At 60.5% G+C, this 21,625-nt stretch carries 21 protein-coding genes; 13 read left to right on the plus strand and 8 right to left on the minus strand.

The window, feature by feature from the left end:
- Positions 1-32: 32 nt before the first annotated feature.
- Positions 33-1,256 carry an Nramp family divalent metal transporter gene (locus AB5Y67_RS18025; protein WP_005358049.1) on the minus strand — a complete coding sequence of 408 codons (1,224 nt, stop codon included), beginning with the start codon at positions 1,254-1,256 and terminating at the stop codon, positions 33-35.
- 237 nt (positions 1,257-1,493) lie between these two features.
- On the opposite strand from AB5Y67_RS18025, the gene rpsF reads away from it, so the two are divergent.
- The 4 genes from rpsF to AB5Y67_RS18045 all read left to right on the plus strand — a co-directional run bounded on the left by rpsF (position 1,494) and on the right by AB5Y67_RS18045 (position 3,482).
- Complete coding sequence (rpsF, locus tag AB5Y67_RS18030) at positions 1,494-1,880, plus strand: 30S ribosomal protein S6 (RefSeq protein ID WP_005308887.1); 387 nt, start codon at positions 1,494-1,496, stop codon at positions 1,878-1,880.
- A gap of 30 nt (positions 1,881-1,910) precedes the next feature.
- Positions 1,911-2,141, plus strand: coding sequence for a 30S ribosomal protein S18 (gene rpsR, locus AB5Y67_RS18035; RefSeq protein ID WP_005308890.1), 231 nt, complete (start codon positions 1,911-1,913; stop codon positions 2,139-2,141).
- Positions 2,142-2,193: 52 nt separating this feature from the next.
- On the plus strand, positions 2,194-2,640 hold the full coding sequence (gene rplI / locus AB5Y67_RS18040) for a 50S ribosomal protein L9 (RefSeq protein ID WP_005340490.1): 447 nt from the start codon (positions 2,194-2,196) through the stop codon (positions 2,638-2,640).
- A gap of 101 nt (positions 2,641-2,741) precedes the next feature.
- Positions 2,742-3,482, plus strand: a complete 741-nt coding sequence (locus tag AB5Y67_RS18045) for a ferredoxin--NADP reductase (protein ID WP_199427870.1) — start codon at positions 2,742-2,744, stop codon at positions 3,480-3,482.
- 48 nt (positions 3,483-3,530) lie between these two features.
- Here AB5Y67_RS18045 and AB5Y67_RS18050 read toward each other — a convergent pair whose 3' ends face one another.
- Together AB5Y67_RS18050 and AB5Y67_RS18055 are read right to left on the minus strand one after the other, a co-directional pair.
- Positions 3,531-3,881, minus strand: coding sequence for a hypothetical protein (locus AB5Y67_RS18050; protein ID WP_199427869.1), 351 nt, complete (start codon positions 3,879-3,881; stop codon positions 3,531-3,533).
- A gap of 19 nt (positions 3,882-3,900) precedes the next feature.
- Positions 3,901-4,197 (minus strand): hypothetical protein, encoded by a 297-nt coding sequence (locus tag AB5Y67_RS18055; protein WP_021229026.1) that lies wholly within the window; start codon positions 4,195-4,197, stop codon positions 3,901-3,903.
- Positions 4,198-4,452: 255 nt separating this feature from the next.
- Here AB5Y67_RS18055 and AB5Y67_RS18060 point away from each other — a divergent pair, with 255 nt between their 5' ends.
- Positions 4,453-5,463 (plus strand): hypothetical protein, encoded by a 1,011-nt coding sequence (locus AB5Y67_RS18060; protein WP_047437177.1) that lies wholly within the window; start codon positions 4,453-4,455, stop codon positions 5,461-5,463.
- A 54-nt stretch (positions 5,464-5,517) separates the two neighbouring features.
- Here AB5Y67_RS18060 and AB5Y67_RS18065 read toward each other — a convergent pair whose 3' ends face one another.
- A complete protein-coding gene (locus AB5Y67_RS18065; RefSeq protein WP_005308905.1) occupies positions 5,518-5,685 on the minus strand; it encodes a hypothetical protein in 168 nt (55 codons plus the stop codon).
- A gap of 56 nt (positions 5,686-5,741) precedes the next feature.
- Between AB5Y67_RS18065 and AB5Y67_RS18070 the strand changes: the two genes are divergently transcribed.
- The 4 genes from AB5Y67_RS18070 (at position 5,742) to gshA (ending at position 11,654) form a co-directional block, all read left to right on the plus strand.
- The gene (locus tag AB5Y67_RS18070; RefSeq protein WP_199427868.1) at positions 5,742-6,719 is read left to right on the plus strand and encodes an NADP-dependent oxidoreductase; all 978 of its coding nucleotides are present in this window, start codon (positions 5,742-5,744) and stop codon (positions 6,717-6,719) included.
- Positions 6,716-7,153: a YqaA family protein gene (locus AB5Y67_RS18075; protein WP_005348990.1), complete on the plus strand. Its 438-nt coding sequence runs from the start codon at positions 6,716-6,718 to the stop codon at positions 7,151-7,153. The genes AB5Y67_RS18070 and AB5Y67_RS18075 overlap by 4 nt, the downstream gene beginning before the upstream one ends.
- Before the next feature lie 27 nt (positions 7,154-7,180).
- On the plus strand, positions 7,181-9,994 hold the full coding sequence (locus AB5Y67_RS18080; RefSeq protein WP_325794003.1) for a pitrilysin family protein: 2,814 nt from the start codon (positions 7,181-7,183) through the stop codon (positions 9,992-9,994).
- 61 nt (positions 9,995-10,055) lie between these two features.
- A complete protein-coding gene (gshA, locus tag AB5Y67_RS18085) occupies positions 10,056-11,654 on the plus strand; it encodes a glutamate--cysteine ligase (RefSeq protein WP_325794004.1) in 1,599 nt (532 codons plus the stop codon).
- A gap of 81 nt (positions 11,655-11,735) precedes the next feature.
- On the opposite strand, the gene AB5Y67_RS18090 is transcribed toward gshA, so the two are convergent.
- Positions 11,736-13,526 (minus strand): long-chain fatty acid--CoA ligase, encoded by a 1,791-nt coding sequence (locus AB5Y67_RS18090; RefSeq protein WP_325794005.1) that lies wholly within the window; start codon positions 13,524-13,526, stop codon positions 11,736-11,738.
- 185 nt (positions 13,527-13,711) lie between these two features.
- Between AB5Y67_RS18090 and AB5Y67_RS18095 the strand changes: the two genes are divergently transcribed.
- Complete coding sequence (locus AB5Y67_RS18095) at positions 13,712-14,257, plus strand: hypothetical protein (protein WP_005340504.1); 546 nt, start codon at positions 13,712-13,714, stop codon at positions 14,255-14,257.
- Between the two features lie 37 nt (positions 14,258-14,294).
- Here the strand turns inward: AB5Y67_RS18095 and rimI are convergent, their stop codons facing one another.
- Positions 14,295-14,744 (minus strand): ribosomal protein S18-alanine N-acetyltransferase, encoded by a 450-nt coding sequence (gene rimI / locus AB5Y67_RS18100; RefSeq protein WP_325794006.1) that lies wholly within the window; start codon positions 14,742-14,744, stop codon positions 14,295-14,297.
- Positions 14,745-14,853: 109 nt separating this feature from the next.
- Entirely contained in the window at positions 14,854-15,288 is a 435-nt protein-coding gene (locus AB5Y67_RS18105; protein WP_325794007.1) for a DNA polymerase III subunit psi, read from the minus strand.
- Between the two features lie 314 nt (positions 15,289-15,602).
- Here AB5Y67_RS18105 and AB5Y67_RS18110 point away from each other — a divergent pair, with 314 nt between their 5' ends.
- From AB5Y67_RS18110 to AB5Y67_RS18120, 3 genes are all read left to right on the plus strand, one after another.
- The gene (locus tag AB5Y67_RS18110; RefSeq protein WP_150390264.1) at positions 15,603-17,216 is read left to right on the plus strand and encodes an ATPase RavA domain-containing protein; all 1,614 of its coding nucleotides are present in this window, start codon (positions 15,603-15,605) and stop codon (positions 17,214-17,216) included.
- 9 nt (positions 17,217-17,225) lie between these two features.
- On the plus strand, positions 17,226-18,680 hold the full coding sequence (gene viaA, locus AB5Y67_RS18115; RefSeq protein ID WP_058056766.1) for an ATPase RavA stimulator ViaA: 1,455 nt from the start codon (positions 17,226-17,228) through the stop codon (positions 18,678-18,680).
- Positions 18,681-18,906: 226 nt separating this feature from the next.
- Positions 18,907-20,754, plus strand: a complete 1,848-nt coding sequence (locus AB5Y67_RS18120) for a diguanylate cyclase (protein WP_368208057.1) — start codon at positions 18,907-18,909, stop codon at positions 20,752-20,754.
- Positions 20,755-20,895: 141 nt separating this feature from the next.
- Here AB5Y67_RS18120 and AB5Y67_RS18125 read toward each other — a convergent pair whose 3' ends face one another.
- Positions 20,896-21,618 (minus strand): SDR family oxidoreductase, encoded by a 723-nt coding sequence (locus AB5Y67_RS18125; protein ID WP_199416359.1) that lies wholly within the window; start codon positions 21,616-21,618, stop codon positions 20,896-20,898.
- Between the last annotated feature and the right edge of the window lie 7 nt (positions 21,619-21,625).

Consider the following 21,625-nt stretch of genomic DNA (forward strand, 5'->3'; position numbering starts at 1 on the left):
TAATGAGCCCCTCTTCTCGGTTTGACGGTTCGCTAGATCATGGCGACCAGCAGATAGGCGTTGAGCCCGATCACCAGCGCAACGATAAGGCGGCCGATGGCTTGTGTGACCGGATGGTTACGATGTTGCCCCATCAGTGCCCGATCGCCGGTCAGCATCAACAGCGGGATCAGGGCCAGCGCGATGCCAAAGCTCAGGATCACCTGACTCAACACCAGAATTTCGGTGGTGTTGAGCCCCATGGCGATTACCACGAAGGCGGGAGCCATGGTGATGGCGCGTCGCAGCCAGAGCGGGATGGTAAAGCGGACAAAGCCCTGCATCACCACTTGCCCGGCCAGGGTGCCCACCACGGTAGAGCTGATGCCGGAGGCGACCAGCGAGAGGCCAAACAGGGTGGCGGCAGCCTGACCCAGCAGCGGAGTGAGGGTCTGGTAGGCGGATTCCAGCTCCGCTACCTGCTGGTGGCCCGAGCTGTGGAACGCGGCGGCCGCCATCGCCATCATCGCCAGATTGACGAAACCGGCGATGGTCATGGCAATCGCCACATCGACCCGGGTGGTGTGCAGCCGCTGGCTGACCGAGCCCTGATCCTGCGTGTGCTGGGTCAGTGCCGAGTGCAGATAGATAACGTGGGGCATCACGGTGGCACCGAGCACACCGGCGGCCAGATAGACGGCATCGCTGTTGGGCAGACCGGGGAAGAGGGCGCCCTCCAGCAGGCTGGGTAGATGAGGGCGGGAGAAGATCAGCTCGACGATGTAGGCCGCCGCGACAAACAGCAACAGGCCACCGACCACGAACTCCAGCGGTTTCTGGCCACGGGATTGCAACATCAGGATCCCCCAGGTCACTACGGCGGTGATACAGGCTCCTTCAAGCAAGGTCACGCCAAGCAGCAGCTTGAAGCCGACTGCGGCGCCGATAAATTCGGCGAGATCGGTGGCCATGGCGATGATCTCTGCCTGCACCCAGTAGGCCCAGACCGCCGGTTTTGGCAGTCGGTCGCGGATGTGCTCCGCCAGATTCTTGCCGGTGACGATACCGAGTTTGGCCGAGAGGGTTTGCACCAGCATGGCCATCAGGTTGGCCCATACCACTACCCAGAGCAGTTGGTAGCCAAAGGTAGAGCCCGCCTGAATATTGGTGGCGAAGTTGCCCGGGTCGATATAGCCGATGGCGGCGATAAAGGCAGGCCCGAGCAGGGTCAGTTTGAATTTGCGGGCTGGAATCGTAGTCGTTAGTGCGGGTTGCATGGCATCACCCTCCATAAGGATATGGAGAGAGAATAGATCTAAATGATAATTGTTATCAATTGTTGTTTCTGATGATTTCCATCGGGAAAAACATTTAAGGCGGTCAGTTGCAGTGAGGGATGTGATTTCGTACAATACGCCGCCCTAGAAAAGCAGCGACTAAACACCTTTATGTTCCTTGCCTCCGAGGTCTGGCTGCACCTGGGCGGAGGCTGAATTAATCCGTAAGGAGCTAAAATGCGTCATTACGAAATCGTCTTCATGGTTCATCCGGACCAGAGCGAGCAAGTTCCCGGCATGATCGAGCGTTACACCGGCGCCATCACCACCTCCGGTGGTACCATTCATCGCCTGGAAGATTGGGGCCGTCGTCAGCTGGCTTACCCGATCGACAAACTGCACAAAGCTCACTACGTTCTGATGAACGTAGAAGCAGAGCAAGCCGTTATCGATGAGCTGGAAACCAACTTCCGCTTCAACGATGCCGTTATCCGCAACATGATCATGCGCACCAAGCACGCCGTGACTGAAGTTTCTCCGATGGCCAAGGCCAAAGAAGAGCGCTTCACCCGTCGTGACGACGAGCGCCGCGAAGAAGCTACTGAAGCTGCTTCCGAAGAGTAATTCTGGATCACTGACTAGAGGATAAAGGCCATGGCACGTTATTTCCGTCGTCGTAAGTTCTGCCGCTTCACCGCCGAGAACGTTACCGAGATCGACTACAAAGATATCGTTACTCTGAAAAACTACATCACTGAATCTGGCAAGATCGTACCGAGCCGTATCACCGGTACCCGCGCCAAGTATCAGCGTCAGCTGGCACGCGCCATCAAGCGTGCTCGTTACCTGGCTCTGCTGCCGTACACCGATCTGCACAACAAGTAAGAATCGGCCCGGCACTTAAGCCTAACTCAACGAAATTTATAGAGGAAAGGTAATGCAAGTTATCCTGCTCGACAAAATCGCCAAACTGGGCGGTCTGGGTGACCAAGTTTCCGTGAAATCTGGTTATGCCCGTAACTACCTGATCCCGCAAGGCAAAGCTGTTATGGCCACCAAGGCCAACATCGAAGCTTTCGGTGCTCGTCGCGCTGAGCTGGAAGCCAAACTGGCTGCCAACAAAGCTGCTGCTGAAGAGCGTGCTGCCAAGCTGGCCGAACTGGCTACCGTGGTTATCGCTTCCAAGTCTGGCGACGAAGGCAAGCTGTTCGGTTCCATCGGTACTCGTGACGTGGCTGAAGCCATCACTGCTGCCGGCGTAGCCGTTGCCAAGAGCGAAGTCCGCATGGGCAACGTTCTGCGTAACACCGGTGACTACGAAGTTGCTGTTCAGCTGCACGCTGACGTTAAAGCAACCGTACAGATCCAGGTTGTTGCCCTGTAATAGCGATTCGCTTTTGCAGAGAAAACCCGCGCTTTTGCGCGGGTTTTTTATTTTCCGGCCCGGGGGTAGAGTGAAGGTCTGTTCCACTGGAGGAGATCCCTATGGCTTGGGTAGAAGGTCGCGTCATCGAACGCATCGAATGGACACCCACCCTTTTCTCCCTGCGGGTAGCGGCCGAGCTGGCTCCCTACAAGGCAGGCCAATTCACCAAGCTGGCCCTCGAGCAGGGCGATCGCCGCATTCAGCGCGCCTACTCCTTCGTCAATCCCCCCTCTTCGCCATACCACGAGTTCTATCTGGTCGAGATCCCGAGCGGTGAGCTGACTCCGTCCCTCGGCTCGCTGCAAGCAGGCGATACCCTGCTGGTGCAATCCCAGGCCACCGGCTTTCTGACGCTGGATGAGGTGCCCGCCGGGCGCGATCTCTGGTTGCTCTCGACCGGCACTGCCATCGGCCCCTTCCTCTCCATGCTGGCCGATGGGGAAGCCTTCAACCGTTTCGAGAATTTGGTGCTGGTGCATGGGGTACGTAAAGGCGAGGAGCTGAGCTATCAGGATTTGATGGCCAGCTTTGCCGAGCAATATGGCGCGCGCTTTCGCTATGTCCCCTTTGTCAGCCGCGAGCCCTGGCCCGATGCAATGGCAGGGCGGATCCCGGCGGCGATTGCCAATGGTCAGTTGCAGGATCAAGTGGGGTTGGAGTTCTCACCCGAGCTGAGTCAGGTGCTGATCTGCGGCAATCCGGAGATGGTGAAAGAGACCCAGCAGACCTTGCTGGCGCTGGGGTTGGCCAAGAATCTGCGGCGGGCGCCGGGCAATATCAGTGCGGAGAATTATTGGTAAACAATCAGCACAGGGGCGCCAGGCCCCTGTTGCATCAGGAGAGGGCGTTCAGTTCTTCTTGCCATTGCCCTTGTTTTTATCTTTCCGTTTGTCGTGACCTTGCCCGGGGTTATTGCCGCTGTGGATGCTGCGGTTGTAGTGATCCCGGTACTTGCCATCCATCTTGTCGCAGTTGAGTTTGATCCTGCTGTCGCCAATGCCAAGATCCAGGCAGTTGTCCTGCCACCAGTCGTACTCTTTGTCATCCCAATCGAGATTGATCTTGATGTCATCACCGGAGATCTTGATGCCATCGCTATTTTTGCTTGGCGGCGCCGCAACCGCGATGCCATGCGCCATCAGCAGGGAGAGCCACAGGGCGCCACGCTGGATAACAGGGTTGTGTTTGGCTTGGGTCATCGCAAGGGTACTCCTGTCGTTATTGGCCACTCTGCGAGTTGGCAGGGATCTGGTTGGTTTGCGGTGGCTGGTTGCGGTTCTCTTCATCTTCCAGATTGAATTTGACCGCCCTGCAGTCGGCCGGGGCGGTTTCGCCGACCCCCAAGTCGAGGCAGTCGTTCTGGGTCCAGCCGAACTGCTTGTCATCCCAGTCCAGGTTGAATTTAAGCTCATCGACGGAGAATTCGGAGCCACTGCTCTCTTGATATTGCTGTGTCGCTGCGGCGCTGCCGGTAACCAGAAGAAGGGAGAGTAGCAAAGTGGTCTTACTGTTCATGATGGCCTCGGATAATTGCAACGGTGGATGAGTGTACAGACCGGAGCTGAACCCGGGCGGAACTGTTCCCCATCTCACTACATGATCAAGTCAGGGAGGGATTGTATCGCTTTTCTGCTGCCGATTTGTCCGTTTTGGTCGCACTCTGGGCAGCTGGTTGCCAATCTGAAGGAATTCAGTCATTTGCCCTTCTCTGGGCGAGTCTGGCGACTATAATCGGCAGCCAACTTTTCCTGCACAGCACACCCCTTCATCATGACCACACAGGACTCATCTACATTGCGCTACCCCAAGGGGTGGTTTGCTCTGACGACGGTATACAGTTTCACCGGGTTGGCCATTCTGGCTTCCATTATCTTTTCCCTGCTGCTGTTCCTCTCCATCGATGACAACCCGCTGATGAAGTGGCTGTTCGGCGGCTTGGCCATCATCTTCGAATTGGGCAAGTTTTACGTCTGGTACGAGTACGGCGAGCGCAAGGCGCGGCGGGATCTGAGTGGTGCCTTCTGGTCGCTGCTGTTTTACAGCGTGCTGGCGGCCATCTCCATCGGCGGCAGTATCGGTGGCATCAACAGCGCCACCAACACGGTGCTGAGCCAGCAGGCGCGCCACGAGCGGGAGCTGGCCCGTTTCGACGAGCAGATCGCCAGCATCGAGCGGCAGATCCAGCTCAACGAGGAGGCGGCCCGCAAATACATCGAGCTGGAGCGTATCTCTAGCGGCGTCTCCTCGTTGCAGCACGCCAACACCAAGCTGCGTTTGCAGCAGGATGAGCTGCGTCAGCAGCGCGATGCCAAGCCGGTCAACGAACAATCCTCCATGTTGGGGCTGATGAGCAGTCTGGCGGACGGGGTGGGGATGAGCATCAGTCAGGTGCAGTTCCTGCTGGTCTGCTTCCTCTCGGTGCTGCTCGACGTGTTCGGCGCCTTCTTCGTCAGCCTGATCGGCGAGGAGAACCGCTTTCGCCGGATGTGGCGCTGGCAGCAGGAGCAAGCTCGCAGAGAGGCGCAGGAGGCGTTGGCGATGGCGGCGCAGCCCGAGCCCATCATGCCCCCCGAGCCCGCCCCCGAAGTGCTGGCGCAGGTGCGCGGTGCGCTGGTGAGCGGTGAGCTCAAGTGCAGCAAGCGCTCGGTGGCACAGGCGCTGTCACTCTCGCTGGAGGAGGTGGATCGGGTGTTCCACCATCTGCTGTCGCAAGGGGTGCTGGGGCAGGGGAGCAATCGACACTACTACCTCAATCCGGCGCTGGAGCAGCAACCCGGATAGTGAGAAGGCCACCGAAACTCGGTGGCCTTTTTCGTTATCGAGTGGCTGTTGCACTCAGTGAGTCAGCACCATCATCAGGCTGAGGAAGGCGGCCAGTCCGCCACCGATGCCGATGATCCAGTAAAACCCCTTGGCCCCCTGTTTGAGCGGGATGCGGAAGTAGAGCAGAAATGCCCACCACCCCAGTGCCAGCAACAGAGGAATAAGAAACATTCGAGCCATGGTGCCCTCGCTGTTATTCTGTTGACCCTTGATCAATCAACAGGATGGATTGTGCAATGACGCAACTACAGATTACCGCATTCGGTGACCCCTCGGTACTCAAGCTCAACCCTTCCCTCGATAAGGTGCCTGCCGATGGCGAAGTGCGGGTGCGCATCTGCTTTGCGGGGGTGAACCCCATCGATGCCAAAACCCGTGCCGGTCTTGGCTGGGCGGCGGCCCAGAACAAGGACAAGCTGCCCTGGACACCGGGTTATGACATCTCCGGCGTGGTAGAGAAAGTGGGCCCCGGCGTAACCTCGCTGGTCGAGGGGGATCGGGTGTGCGGCATGGTCGGTTTTCCTCTTACCGCCGGTGGCTACGGGGAGTCTGTGGTGGCAAGCGAGAGCGAGCTGGTCAAACTCGACGGGGTGAGCCTGCAGCAGGGGGCGGCGCTGCCGCTGGCCGGTCTCACCGCCTGGCAGGGGCTGCTTGAGCACGGCGGCCTCCAAAGCGGTCAGCGGGTATTGATCCTCGCCGGTGCCGGTGGTGTCGGCCATCTTGCGGTGCAGTTTGCCAGCGCCTATGGCGCCGAGGTGGTGGCTACTGCCAGCCCGGACAACCATGGCTTCCTGCATGCTCTGGGGGCGCGCTGGATGGTGGATTACCATGATGCGAACTGGTCGGCACGGGTGGTGGCAGAGGCCGGTCAGGTCGATCTGGTGCTGGATCTGGTGGGCGACGAAAGCGGCAAGGCGGCGCTCGCCTGTGTCAAGTCGGATGGCCGCCTGGTGACTGTGCCCACTATTACCGCCCAGCAGATCAAGGATGCTGGTGCAGCGGCGGGTATCGAGGTGGTCGGCATGCTGGTTCACCCTGACCAGAAGCAGCTGGGTCAGATGTTGATGCTGCTGCGTCAGGGGGAGGTAAAGGTCACCCTAGCCGGTGAATTCCCCCTGGCCGAGGGGGCGCTGGCCCATCAGGCCATCGAAGGGGGCCATGTGCGCGGCAAGCTGCTGCTGCGGATGCCTGCGGCCGACGGTTATCCCGGATGAGCGAGATGATGGAGATGGGGCTGGGGTGGCTCTTTTTAAGTGCATTCACCTCTGCCACCCTGCTGCCCGGTAGCTCCGAAGTGCTGCTGGGGGCCATGGCGGCCAAGGGGGAGTGGAGCATGGCGAGCCTGCTGCTGTGGGCGACGCTGGGCAATACCCTCGGCTCCATGACCACCTGGTGGCTCGGCTGGCTCGCCACCTTCAAGAAAAAACCGGAAGATTTTCAAGGCCGTGGGGAACAAAAAGCCTTAGGCTGGCTCAAACAACATGGTCACTGGTGTCTGCTGCTTGCCTGGACGCCGGTGGTCGGTGATGGTCTCTGTCTGTTGGCCGGTTGGCTGCGCCTCTCCTTCTGGCGCTCTCTCATTCTGATCGGGCTCGGCAAATTGTTCCGTTATGCCCTGGTTTTTCTGCTGGCCAGTCACATTTTCTAGCCTGTTTTTGTCACTCACGAGGTTACCGTGAACAAAGTCATACCTTTAACGATTCTGCTGGGCTTCACCCTGCCGGTGCTGGCGGCACCGACCCTGATCGCCGAACAGGGCAAGGAGGAGGGCAAGCTCGCCATCCCCTACCAGATGTACAAGCTGGACAACGGCCTGACCGTGATCCTGGCCCCCGACCGCTCCGATCCGCTGGTGCACCTCGATGTGACCTATCACGTCGGTTCATCCCGCGAGACGGTCGGCAAGTCCGGTTTCGCCCATTTCTTCGAGCACATGATGTTCCAGGGCTCGAAACACGTCGGTGATCAGGAGCATATGCGGATCATCAACGAGGCCGGTGGCGACATGAACGGCACCACCAACAAGGACCGCACCAACTACTACGAGACCGTGCCTGCCAACCAGCTGGAAAAAGTGCTCTGGCTGGAGGCGGATCGGATGGGCTTCCTACTCGATGCGGTGAGCCAGAAGAAGTTCGAGATCCAGCGCGCCACTGTCAAGAACGAGCGGGCCCAGCGGGTCGATAACCAGCCGTACGGGCTGGTGAGCGAGAAGGTGGGGGAGGCGCTCTATCCGCGTACTCACCCCTACTCCTGGCAGCCTATCGGTTACGTGGAAGATCTCGACCGGGTCGATGTGAACGACCTCAAGCAGTTCTTCCTGCGTTGGTATGGCCCCAACAACGCCACCCTGACTCTGGGCGGCGACTTTGACAGCAAGCAGGCTCTCGAGTGGATCGAGAAGTACTTCGGCTCCATCCCGCGCGGCCCGGACGTGGCCGAGCCGACGCCAAAGCCGGTGACTCTGCCCGAGACCCGTTACGTGACGCTGCAGGACAAGGTGCACCTGCCGCTGCTCTATATCAGCTACCCCACCGTATCCCTTGGTGACCCGCAGGAGCCTGCGCTCGACATGTTTGCCGACGTACTCGGCGGTTCCGCCAGCTCCATGCTCTACCAGTCGCTGGTGAAAACCGGCAAGGCGATCGATGTGGAGGCGTCCCACTACTGCGAAGAGCTGGCCTGTACCCTCACCGTCTACGCCTATCCCAATCCGTCGCAGGATGGCAGCCTCAAGACCCTCAAGGGGGAGGTGGACAAGGTGATCGGCGAGTTTGCCCAGCGCGGCCTCAAGCCGGAAGATCTGGAGAAGGCGATCGCCAAGTACCGTGCCTCCGCCATCTGGGGTCTGGACAGCGTCTCCGGCAAGGTGAGCCAGCTCGCCATGGGTCAGGTGTTTGCCCAGGATCCCAACTATGTGTTCAAGACGCTGGATGCCATCGGCAAGGTGACACCTGAGCAGGTGAAGGCCGCCTACGACAAGTTCATCGCCGGCAAGCCTGCGGTGGTGCTGAGCGTGGTGCCCAAGGGCAAGACCGAGTGGCAGGTTGCCACCCCGAACTTTACCCCCGCCAAGCGCGAGCTGCCGGATTACAGCAAGCATGACGAAGCGCTGGCCGAACGACCGGTAAAAGACAATTTCGATCGCAGCGTGCAGCCCAAGGCGAGTGAGGCGGTGAGCGTCAAGGTGCCCGCCATCTGGCACGGCAAGCTCGACAAGAACATCGAGATCATCGGTACCAAGAGTGACGAGATCCCCGCGGTCTCCATCATGATCGCCCTGCCGGGCGGCATTCGTGCCGAAGATAAGGGGCAGCTTGGACTGGCCAATCTGACCGCCGCCATGATGGGGCAGGGCACGGTGCGCCTGACCGAGGCTCAGCTGAGCGATGAGCTGCAAAAGCTGGGTTCAAGCATTGATGTCTCCAGCGCCCAGTACAACAACCTCATCACCGTCAGCTCGCTGGCGGATAAGTTGCCCCAGACCCTGGCGCTGGTGCGCGAGGTGCTGGAGCGCCCTGGCATGCGGGAGGCGGACTTCGAGCGGGTCAAGGCGCAGCTGCTGCAAGGGATGCAACAGGCCCAGCAACAGCCCGAGTGGCTGGCCGGGCAGGCGTTCCGCGAGCTGGTCTACGGCAAGCAGAACCGCCTCGGGCAACCTACCGACGGGGTAGCGGCCGATGTGGCCAAGCTGACCCTGGCGGACGTGAAGCACTTCTATCAGGCCTACTACAACCCCACTAACGCCAAAGTGGTGGTGGTCGGTGATGTGGGCCAGAAGCAGATCGAGGAGCAACTTGGCTTCCTGACCGAGTGGAAGGGGGCCACGCCGACTCTGGGGGATCTCAAGCTCAATGGTGAGCAGGCCAAGCCTGGCATCTATCTGGTCGACAAACCGGGGGCGCCCCAGTCGGTGATCCGCATCGGTCGTCGCGCCATGCCGTTCGATACCACGGGGGATTACTTCACCGCCGGGCTGATGAACTTCAATCTGGGTGGCAACTTCAACAGCCGCATCAACCTCAACCTGCGGGAAGACAAGGGTTACACCTACGGCGCCAGCTCGGGTTTCTCCGCCAACCGCGAGGTGGGCACCTTCGCCACCGGCGCCAATGTGCGGGCCGATGCGACTGTGGATGCCATCCGCCAGTTCCTCAAGGAGATGGACAACTACCGCAAGAGCGGCCCGACCCCGGTGGAGCTGGCCTATATGCGCAGCGCGGTCTCCCAGCAGGATGCCCTCTCTTACGAGACCTTGGGCCAGAAGGCGGGCTTCCTGCTGCAGATGGTGATGTATGACCTGAAACCGGACTATGTGCAGGCCCAGAACAACCTGATCAAAACGGTGTCGCCCGAGGCGCTGAAGGCCAGTGCGGCCCGTTGGCTCAATCCGGCCGACATGGTGATCGTGGTGGTGGGAGACAAGCAAAAGCTTGAAAAACCCCTGAAGGAGCTTCATCTTCCCATCTATCCGCTGCAGTTGCCGTAACTGACGCTTTATAAAAATCAAGAGCCGCCCCGGATGGGGCGGCCTCACATGAGCCGTGAATATGACTACAACAAGCTTGTCGCTCACCGAGTTGCTGAATGCGTTGGGATCACCGGAGCGCCTCACCGCGCTCAAGGGGATCCGGCGCGGGATCGAACGTGAATGCCTGCGCATCACGCCGGATGGCCGACTCGCCCAGAGTGACCATCCCCGGGTGCTGGGCTCGGCCCTGACCCATCCCAATATCACCACCGACTACTCGGAGAGCCTGCTGGAGTTCATCACCCCGGCCACTGACTCCATCGACAGCCTGATGGAGCAGCTCGGCGACATCCATCACCATGTGATTCAGCATCTGGGTGACGAGCGGATTTGGCCGCTCTCCATGCCCTGCTTCGTCGGCGGGGAAGAGAGCATCCGGCTGGCCCAGTACGGCAGCTCCAACATCGGCCGGATGAAGACCCTCTACCGTCAGGGTTTGAAGAACCGCTACGGCAGCCTGATGCAGGTGATCGCCGGGGTGCACTTCAACTTCTCCATGCCCGACAGCTTCTGGAGCGAGTGGCAGGATCTGGTGTGCGAAGGGTGCTGCAGCCAGCGCTTTATCTCCGATAAATACATGGGGCTTATTCGCAACGTCTACCGCTTCGGCTGGCTGGTGCCCTATCTGTTTGGCGCCTCCCCGGCCATCTGCGAATCCTTCCTCAAAGGGCGCAAGAGCAACCTGCCGTTCGAGAAGACCGGCAAGGGTACCCTTTATCTGCCTTACGCCACCGCGCTGCGTCTCTCCGATCTCGGCTATACCAACAGCGCCCAGGCTGGGCTCAAGATCAGTCACGACAATCTGCCGGCCTATGTCAGCAGCCTGCGCCGCGCCATCAACACCCACAATCCTGACTTTGCCAAAATCGGGGTCAAGGTGGATGGGGAGTATCGTCAGCTCAACGACAACGTGTTGCAGCTGGAGAATGAGCTCTACGCCCCGATCCGCCCCAAGCGCACCCCGCGCAGCGGCGAGAAGCCCTCGGATGCGCTGGATCAGCGCGGCATCGAATACATCGAGCTGCGCACCGTGGACGTCAACCCCTTCACCCCGCTCGGCATCGATGCCGACCAGATCCGCTTCTTCGATCTGTTCCTGGTCTGGTGCCTGCTGCGCCCCTCTCCGGTGCTGAGTGACGAGGAGATTGCCCGCAACCGCCGCAACCAGAACAAGGTGGTGCTGGAAGGACGTCGTCCCGGCCTGACGCTTGAAGATGAGCAGGGCAATGCCATTGGCCTCAAAGAGTACGGCCTCAAACTGTTTGACGAGCTGGCTCAGGTGGCCGATCTGCTGGATCGCTGCTGTGGCCGCAACCGCTACCGCGAGACGCTGGCGATGCACCGCGAGAAGCTGCTCAACCCCGAGCTCACCTACTCCGCCCGCATGCTCAAGGAGCTGCTGGAGAGCGGCAAGGACAACGGCTGCTACGGTGACAAGCTGGCGACCCGCTATCGCGAGGAGCTGCTGGCAGGGGAGCTGCAGTACTGGGATGAGGCCTACTTTGCCGGTGAGGCGAAGGATTCGCTGGCCAAGCAGCGTGAACGCGAGCGCAGCGATAGCCTGTCGTTCGATGACTTCCTGGCCGACTACTTCGGTACCAGTACCACCACGGCCTGAAGGCGGGTTCGTTCCGACCAAAGTGCCAACAAAAAGCCGCTCGAGTGAGCGGCTTTTTTATTTCTCTGAACCTGAGCGATATCAGACGTGGTTATACATGGCCTCGATTTCGCTCTGGTATTTTGCCTCGATGATCTTGCGGCGCAGCTTCATGGTGGGGGTCAGCTCACCCAGCTCCATGGAGAAGGCGCTCGGCAGCAGGGTGAACTTCTTCACCTGCTCGAACTTGGCCAGCTCTTTTTGCAGATCGGCGATGCGGGCTTCGAAGAACTCCATCACCCGGGAGTGGCGCAGCAGCTCGGTCTTGCACTGGTACTGCAGGTTGATGGAGCGGGCGTACTCCTCCAGCGACTCGAAGCAGGGGACGATCAGCGCCGAGACGAAGTGGCGGGCATCGGCGACGATGGCGATCTGCTCGATAAAGCGATCCTTGCCGATGGTTCCTTCCACCAGTTGCGGAGCCACGTACTTGCCGTTGGAGGTCTTCATCAGCTCCTTGAGGCGCTCGGTGAAGTAGATATTGCCTTGGCTGTCGAGCTCACCGGCATCGCCAGTACGCAGGAAGCCATCTTCGGTCATCACTTCGGCGGTGGCGTCCGGCTTGTTGTAGTAGCCGCGCATTACGGTGGGGGAACGCACCAGCAGTTCGTTGTTCTCACCCAGCTTCACCTCGATGCCGTTCAGTGCCGTGCCAATGGAGCCGAGTTTGAACTGGCTGTCTTCGTAGCAGCAGACGGTGGCGGTGGTCTCGGTCATGCCGTAGCCGTACTTGAGATTGAGCCCCATCGCCTGGAAGAAGAGGTTCACATCGTCGGCCAGGCGGGCGCCCGCCACCGGCAGGAAGCGGGTGCGGCCGCCGAAGCGGGCGCGCAGCTTGCGAAACACCAGTCGCTCGGCGAGCCAGAGCTGGCCGTAGAGCTGCGGGGAAGCGGACTTGCCCGCCTGACGGGTGGCAACCATCTGTTTGCCGACCCGAGTCGCCCAGCCAAACAGGGCGCGGCGCAGAGCCGGAGCCTGAGCGACTTTGGCCTGGATCATGGCATAGGCCTTCTCGTAGAGGCGCGGCACGGCGCACATTACGGTCGGCTGCACCTCGCCAATCACATCCATCACCTTCTGCGGATCGCGGATATAGACGTTCTCGGCACCGCAGTAGAGCACGTAGTAGCTCCATGCCCGCTCGAACACGTGGCTGAGCGGCAGCATGCAGAGCGACACATCCTGCTCGTTCAGATCGAGGCGGCTGTTGTGCATCTCGAAACAGGCGGCGATGTTGCTGAAGTCGAGCATCACTCCCTTGGGCTCGCCTGTGGTGCCGGAGGTGTAGATCAGGGTCAGCAGATCATCCATCCGGTACTGGGTTTCCCGTACTCGCAGTTCCTGCTCGCTGGGCTGATGGTTGCCGGAGACCAGAAATGTCTGGAAGTGACTCGCCTGCTCGCAGCCGCGCAGATTGACGTTGCCATCGAGGGCGATGAGCTGGCGGATCTCGCCGCTTTCAATCAGTTGCAGCGCCTGATCGAACTGAGGTTGCTCGCCAACGAACAGCACCTTGATGCCGGCATCTTTGACGATGTAGCGCAGCTGATCGAGTGTGCTGGTGGGGTAGATAGGGACGCTGACGCCGCGGGCGGCAAGGATGCCGAGATCGGCCTGGGTCCACTCCGGCATGTTGCGGGCATAGATGCCGACCATTTCGGTTGGCTGGTGGCCGGCACGGATCAGTGCCTGTGCGCAGTAGTCCATGGCCTGGCCCAGAGTACGCCAGCCGATGGCGCGCCACTGGCCATCTTGCTGAACCCGCAGGGCAGCCTTGTTGCCAAGCTGGGCAATACGTTCACGCATCAGTCGAACCAGATGAAGCTTCGGCATCAGTTAAACATCCTTTAATTACAGTTGTACGCCCGCGAGGGCACTAAAAATCGGGCTAGAGTTTAAACTCCAACATTACGGCTTACAAGTGTTCGCTGTTTGTCTTGGATCACAAAGAGCGCAAATAGCTCTCCCTTTGCGCAGACTGGCCGATACTGCTAGGAGGCAGAGAGAGGGTTAACGATATGAATCTGTGGGTGAAAGGGGCGTTGGCCGCGGTCGGGCTGATGGTGGTGGGGGGCGCTGCGTTTTGGTTCTTTGCCGGAACGTCATCACAGGGGCCCGCCAATCCCTGGTATCAGGGGGCCGAGGGGTATCAGCAGGCGCAGCAACAGGCGCTGGCGTTGGGCTATCCGCTGCTCTATGTGCTGGAGACCCCCAAGTGCCGCCGCTGCGGCGATCTGGAGAAGAAATTCTGGCAGAGCAAGGAGATGGCTGGTCCGCTTGCCCGGCTGGTGAAGGTGCGGCTCAACCCGGGCAAGGGGGATGGCAGCGAGCAGATCCTGCGCCGCTTTCCCAAAGTCGCCACGCCGCCCGGCATCTATATCCAGCAGCCGGGACAGCCTCTCAGGCCCATCAAAATAGTGGTGGATATCGACCAGATCTGGATGCCGGGAAAAACCTGGCAGCGTGGCTTCTATATGCCGCTCTCCGGTGCCGGATTCGAGGCGGTGGTACATACCACCCTGGCCTTGCAGGATCCCGCACTGGACAACGCCCCCCTCGATTGAGGGGGACAAAAGGCATGGGCGCGACGAACAGGCTGGATCAGCCGAAATCGAACAGTCGCGACATCAACACCGCATCTTCCCTGTCATTGCCGGTGCCGTAGTAGTCGGTGCGGCGGCAATACTCGGCAAAACCGGCGCTCTCGTAGAGGTTGATGGCGGTCCGGTTACCGGCTCGTACCTCGAGAAACCAGGCCTCTGCCCCGGCTTGCTTGCTGCGCGCCAGATAGGCCTGCAACAGCGCTCGTCCCAACCCCTTGCCCTGAAACGCCGGATGCACGCAGATGTTCATCAGCGAGCTGTCACCGGCCACCAGATCCGAGATATAGAAGCCCGCCGGGCGACCATCGACCAGCATCAAACCGTTGAGATAGCGAGGACCGAAGCAGGAGAGCAAGTTGGCCTCACTCCACGGCTCCTTGTGAGCGGCTTGCTCGATGGGGTAGACAAGGTCGAAATCGCTCTCGAGCAGGGGACGAAACTCAGGCATGGGGGCTCCGGATGGCAAGATGTTGGGCACAGGGGTTGGCAGAGGCGGCATTTGTAAAATCAGGTAAAAAGAGCAGCATCACAGTGGGACTTGGCGGCATGATGCAGGATCACGCCGCGTTGGCCGCAAGGTGTTGGCGCAGCTGTTGCCACAGGGCGCGCTTTTGCGCGGCGCTGGGGGTGAGCGGGCAGATCAGCGCATTTGGCCGCGCGGGGTTGGCCTCCGTCAGCCAGAGCAGAGGGGAGGCGCCCGCCGTTTGCAGATCGGCAGGCGGCAGCTCGCTGAGCAGTGAGACCTCGTCGGGGGTCATGCCGAGCAACTGGCAGATATCCGCCAGCAGCGTGGTGGCAGGCAGCTGCGGCGCCAGAAGCCAGAGTTTGCCGCTGGGCAGCGGAGCGCTGGTGGCCGGTGCCGTCTGGTCTGGCTGCACCGCATCTTGCGCAAGCTCGGGAGCGGGTGCTGCGCCCAGCAATGCCGGACGACGCAGTTGCCAGCTTTGAATGCCCATGCGGGCCAACATGCTCTGACGAACGGGATCTTGCATTTGAGGCGACTCACTCTTGATCTGCATTGGGGAAAATTGTGTTGCGAAGGGTACACTCGAACCGCTTTTGCTGCACCCTTTGCAACGCATCATCTGGTGCATGCGGGCATTGTGCTCATCACGACACTGGCCATGCATGGGCGCAGCACGTTGCCGATACGGTATCGCACTGCCCTTGCGTTTTTCCCTGCCAGAGGCGGGTATTGTGCGGCAAGAGATACCAGAATAAACATCATAACAAGACAAAACCCAAGGTCGAGCAAATGGATATCGCGCCTTGGGGCTAACATCATCCCAGCTTCGGAACACTCTCTATGTCGTCTTTAGCTCAAGCCCAGAATCCTGCGCGTCTTATTCCCATCCAGGAGCGATTGCCCCGGCTGCTGGCCGCCCTCGGTGAGGGACTCTACGAACGGCAGGATGCCTTGCGCCTCGGTCTGCTGGCTGCCCTCAGCGGTGAGAGTGTCTTCTTGCTGGGGCCACCCGGTATTGCCAAGAGCCTGATCGCCCGCCGCCTCAAGCTGGCCTTTCACGACGCCCGCCACTTTGAATACCTGATGACCCGTTTCAGTACGCCGGAGGAGGTGTTTGGCCCCCTCTCCATTCAGGCGCTGAAAGAGGATGGTAAATACCTGCGCCTCACCACAGGTTATCTGCCGGAGGCCGAAGTGGTGTTCCTCGACGAGATCTGGAAGGCAGGCCCCGCCATCCTCAACACCCTGCTCACCGCCATCAACGAGCGGCAGTTTCGCAACGGCGACAGCCAGCACCCCATCCCGATGCGCTTGCTGGTGACTGCCTCCAACGAGCTGCCGGCGCAGGACAGCGGGTTGGAAGCGCTCTACGACCGGATGCTGGTGCGGATCTGGATGGATCGGGTGCAGGAGAAAGCCAACTTTCAATCCATGCTGGCCAGCGATGGCCACGCCCACCAGAATCTGCCGGAATCCCTGCAGATCCGGGGGGATGAGTATGAGCAGTGGCAGAGCCAGATTGAACAGGTGCGCCTGCCGGATGCCTGTTTCGAGCTTATCTATCAGCTGCGCCAGCAGCTCGACAGCCAGCTGGCCCATCGCTGCTATGTGTCGGATCGCCGCTGGAAGAAGGCGGTACGGCTCATCAAGGCGAGTGCCTTCTTCAATGGCCGCGATGAGGTCGCACCGGTAGATCTGCTGCTGTTCAAGGATTGTCTCTGGCATGACGAGGAGTCCCGCACTGCCCTGCTGGAGATGATGACCGAATTCTCCCGTCTCTACGGCTATCAGCAACTGGCGATGACCCGTCAGCTACTCGCCCTTCGGGATCAGTTCAAACAGCTCAAACAGAGCGTGGCCCAGCGCCTGTGCACAAAGGCCCGCCAACGCAAGCAGTGGTTTGGCCGGCGGGCCCGGGGTATCGAGATCCCGCTTGCCAATGCCAGACCCTTTGGCAAGCAGGTGCATTTCCATCTACTCACTCCGGCGCCGCTGGATGGCAGCGATCCCGAGCGTCTCACCCGCACCCTGGTGTTCGATCGCACCTTGCTCTCCCACTGGCGCCCCACCGGTGAGGCGCTGGTGGGTTATGAGTTTGGCAACCCGAAAGAGGGCCATTACGAGCTGGTACTGGACGATGAGCTGCGGCTGCAGGTGCTCGATATCCAGCGCCAGCAGATCCCGCTGGTTTTGATGGAGCGCAACGCCATCCCCGAGGTGGTGCTGGCGCCCTGGTTGCAGTCGCTCGACGAGCTGCTGGTTCAGGTCGGCAAGGTGATGCAGGAGCTTAAACAGCAGCGCAGCCTGTTCGAGCGTCACCAGCAACACCTCTTTATCGCCCAGCGCTGGCTGCAGCAGGTGGAAGACAGCTTCTTTGTGCTGAACCGGGATCTCGAACTGCTGCGCAACGAGCTGACCCAGTGGCGCGAGCGGTTGCCAAGGCTGGACGAGTAAGGAGCGCTCATGCTTGAGATCGGCATGCTGGATCTGGGCCTTCTCATGGGAGAGGGTGAGCTGGCGGGAGAGGTGGTGGCGTTGCTGGCGGCCTCGCCCAAGATTTCCGAATTTATCAAACGCTCCCCGCTACAGGGCAAGCTGCTGAAAAAGCGCCTGCAGAGCTGGGGCGAGCAGCTTGGCGAGGAGATCCGTCACAAGCCGGTGCCGGTGGCGCTGGAGCAGGAGTACCTGCTCTATCAGGCGCATCGGCAACTGCCGATGACCGAGCTGATTGGTCGCCTGCCCGGCTTGCTGGAGTCGCTGGAGCAGTACAGCCCCTTCGCCGGTGAGGCCAGATCCTTGGTGCGTCAGCTGACGGCCCACCCTACCGAGGGGCTGCGCCAGCTCTTTATCGACAAGTGGCGCGCCAGTCTGGTGGGGAGCCTGCTGCAACTGCAGCAGCAGATCGCCGAAGCGGAGCGGGAGAAGCAACGTCAGGAGATTGAAGATCAGCTGCTGGCGAGCCGCACCCTGGCCGATGCCCTCGATCCCAACCAGATCTCCGCCGGTGGTCTTTGGGATCTGGCGCAGGGGCACTGGCACAAGCGCAGTCTGGTGCTGGTCAAGCAGTATGCCCGCATGTTGCAGCGCGAGCCTTTGCTGGCGGAGATTGCCGGCCTGCTCGGGCGCAGCGAGCGGGATCGGCGGGCGCAGGAGCAACCTGTGCCGCCGGTTCAGGTGCTGGAGCTGGAGCCAGCCCCCAGCGACGATGTGCCGGACGATCTGGTAGGCATCCATCAGGCGAACGATCTGATGAGGTTACTGCCAAGTGAAGCTGTGATGCTGGGGCTGCCGGAGCTGGAGCTGGAGTTCTATCGCCGCTATCTGGAGCGGCGTCTGCTCAGCTACCAGTCACGTGGCACCTTGCCGCGTCAGCGCATCATGCTGCGCACCCCGGAGCAGGGTGGGCAGCAGTTGCAGCAACGGGGCCCCTTTATCGTCTGCGTCGATACCTCCGGCTCTATGGGGGGATATCCCGAGGAGTGTGCCAAGGCGCTGTTTCTGGCGCTGCTCAAGGTGGCGATGGATGAGAAGCGCGGCTGCTACCTGATGCTCTTCTCCACCGAGGTGGCGACCCTCGAGATCACCGCGGATACCGGTCTGGACAAGGCGGAGCGCTTTCTCTCCATGAGTTTTCACGGCGGTACCGATCTGGTGCCTTGTCTGGAGAAGGCGCTGGCCAAGCTCGATGATCCCGCCTTTGCCAAGGCGGATGTACTGGTCATCTCCGACTTTATCGCCCAGAGCCTGCCTCATCCCCTGCTCGATCAGATGAACCGCTATCGCCAGCGCCAGACCCGTTTTCACGCCGTCGCCATGTCCCGCCACGCCAAGCAGGCGCTGCTGCGGGTATTTGACAACAGCTGGCTGCTCGATTGTGGCCTGCGCGGTCGGCTGCTGCGGCGCTGGCAGCATCACTAGTGACCGGGAGGGGGCAACCCCTCTTGAGTTGTTATCCCGCCCCAATTTTTCGCTGTGCGTCCCCGCTTTTATTCCAACGCGATGATATCGCAGTAAAATGTGACTAGCCTGCCATTCGGGCTCTCTGTCCAGGTGATAGCCTTTACAACTATTGTTACAGGGCAAAAGATGATGATTTTCCGGCATCGGCTTGCCCGATGATCTTTCCCATTGATCCGGAGTGTGTATGAGCCGACTTGCCTTGCTGCTGTTGCTGGCGGTGTTCGGGCTGGCTGCCAAACCCTTGTCCCCCGAGCAGTTGGAAAATGAACTGGGAGGGATGGAGCGGGTCTATCAGCCGATCGAGTTGCTGCGGGAGCGCCTTGCCCGTTTGCAGCGGGACGGCAACGCCTATCCGCCGTCGCAGCAGATGCGGATCAGTCGCCTGGCTTGCTGGGCCCAATCGGCCGATGACATGCAGGAGTCCCGTACCGCCATCGCCAATGCGGAGCGGATGCTGGCCATTGCGCGCGAGCAGGGTGATGACGCCGCCGTGGCGGAGCTGACGATTTGCCGCGGCTGGTTCAATCAGCTGCTCGGCGAGGTAGCGAAGGCTCGTCACGATTACGATGAGGGGCTGCGGCTGGCAAGAGAGGCCGCCTTGCCGAAGCTGGAGGCGCTGGCGCTGGCCCGCCGGGGGGCCATGCTGTCGTTTCAGGGGGTCTCAGGCCAGGGGCTGATGGATCTCACCAAGGCGCACAATATCTATGAGCAGCTGGGGTTGCCCACCTGGTATCACCAGGCGCAGCTCGAGATTGCAGCCACATTTCGTCGTATGGGCCTCTATGCCGAAGCGCTCGCCACCCTCAACCGGTTGAGCGAACACTTTGCCAGAAGTCACGACGGGTTTGGCTCGGCAAGGCTAAGTGATCAATTGGCTATGGTCTATCTGCAGACCGGGCGTTATCAGGATGCGCTGGGCGAGCTTGAACGCAGTGCGGCCTTTTATAATCAGCCTCAATATCTGATTGAGCATGCCGAACGCATGGTGATGCAGGCCGAGGCTCTGCTCGGGCTGGATCGCCCCGCTGATGCGGGACACTTGCTGGCACAAGCGGCGAAGGTGCTCTCTCCCGATGTTGACCCCATCCTCCATGCGCATCTCGAGCTGGTGCGGGCGAGGTTGAGAGTCGAAGAGCAGGAACCTGTGCCAGCCTTGCGTGCGCTTGAGAAGATTGAGCCGATCTTGAAGGTGGAAGGGCACGTACGCTTTTTGCTCGAGCTCTACTGGGTACGCAGTCGGGCGCTCGAGTTGCAAGGCGATTATCCGGCGGCGCTGGCCGCATTGCGGGAGCATCTGGTGCAGGAGCAGCGGCTCGATCAGCTGTTACGGGAACAGAGCACGGCCTGGGTTCGCGGCGAGTTCGAGCTGGCCCGTCAGGAGGGGGAGAACGAGCGACTGCGAGTCGAGCAGCAGTTGCAGCAGCAGGAGCTGGAGCAGGTCAAGGAGCGTCGGTTCTGGCTGCTGGTGGTGATGGTGCTCTGCGGGGTACTGGCGCTGCTGACGATGGGGTGGCTGCTGGATCGCAACCGTCGGATGCGTCGTCTGGCCTTTACCGATGAGCTGACCGGCATCAACAACCGCCGTCGGGTGCTGCGGCAGGGCAGCGATATGTTGGCGCAGGCTCGCAGGCAGGGCTCGCCATTTTGTCTGCTGGTGTTCGATATCGATCACTTCAAGCGGATCAACGATACCCTGGGCCATCATCAAGGAGACAGGGTGCTGCAATGGGTCTCTCGAGCGGCAGATCGTCAGCTGCGGCACCAGGATCAGTTGGGGCGTACCGGCGGAGAGGAGTTCTTGATCCTGCTGCCGGATACCAGTCTTGAAGAAGCGTGCCGGGTGGCTGAGCGGATCCGTCACTCGGTCGCCAACCGGGCGCTGCCCGGCATGTCGTACCCGGTAACCATCAGTATCGGATGTGCCTCTCTGCGAGACGATGATCAGGAGCTGGCGGCCCTGATCCAGCGTGCCGACAATGCGCTGTATCGTGCGAAAGAGGCGGGGCGCAACCGGGTGGAAACAGATAACTGACGGGCTGGGTATTGTCATTCACCAGGGTGTCATCGCTATTCGGGAGCACACTGATACGGCGATGATGCTCGTCCCCTGCGCTCGTTCTTGCCTGCGATGACAGATTGGCAAGCGCGAGCGCAGAAGACCGTCAGAAGGGCGTTATGCCCAGGCGCTGCCGCCATTGAGGTGAAGCACCTCACCATTCATGTTGTTATTGCTCATCAGGAATAGCGCGGCCTGCGCATAATCCTCTCCCTCTCCCAAGCGTTTCAACGGCAGGCTTTGTGCCACGGCAGCCACTTTTTGTGGGTCATTGCCCAGCGCTTTAAGCAACATGGGAGTACGCATGGGGCCCGGGTTGATGACGTTGATCCGACGGGGGGTCAGCTCAGTCACCAGACTGTGAGCCAGCGTTTCAACCGCGCCAGCTGCAACGGCAGGGAGTGCCTTACCCAGTTGTGGGCGGCGCGTCACCATCCCGGACGTGAGCAGGATGGAGCCGCGTTCGGACAGTTTGGGTGCTGCGGCGCGGATCGCATGAACACTTCCCCAGAAGCGGCTGTCCATGTTGATTTTCAAATCCTCGATGGCAGCGGTGAGAAAGCTGCCTGGTCGCATGACGGCGGCGGTGATGACGAGATGATCCAGCGAATCCAGCTGGTTGAAAAAGTGATTGACGGAGTCGACGTCGAGAATATCCAGTTGATGGCCACTGGCACTTGGGCCCAGTTCAGCCAGTGCAGTGGCAAGCTGCTCACGGCTGGAACCGCCGATAATGACCTTGGCGCCTTGCTCGACCGCTTGTTTGGCGGTGGCCAGGCCAAGACCCGAGGTACCACCGATAATGACGATCTGTTGATTGTGCAGGGTGGAATGTTTCATGTAATGA

The organism is Aeromonas sp. s12, assembly GCF_040907925.1.
GTDB lineage: Bacteria > Pseudomonadota > Gammaproteobacteria > Enterobacterales > Aeromonadaceae > Aeromonas > Aeromonas veronii.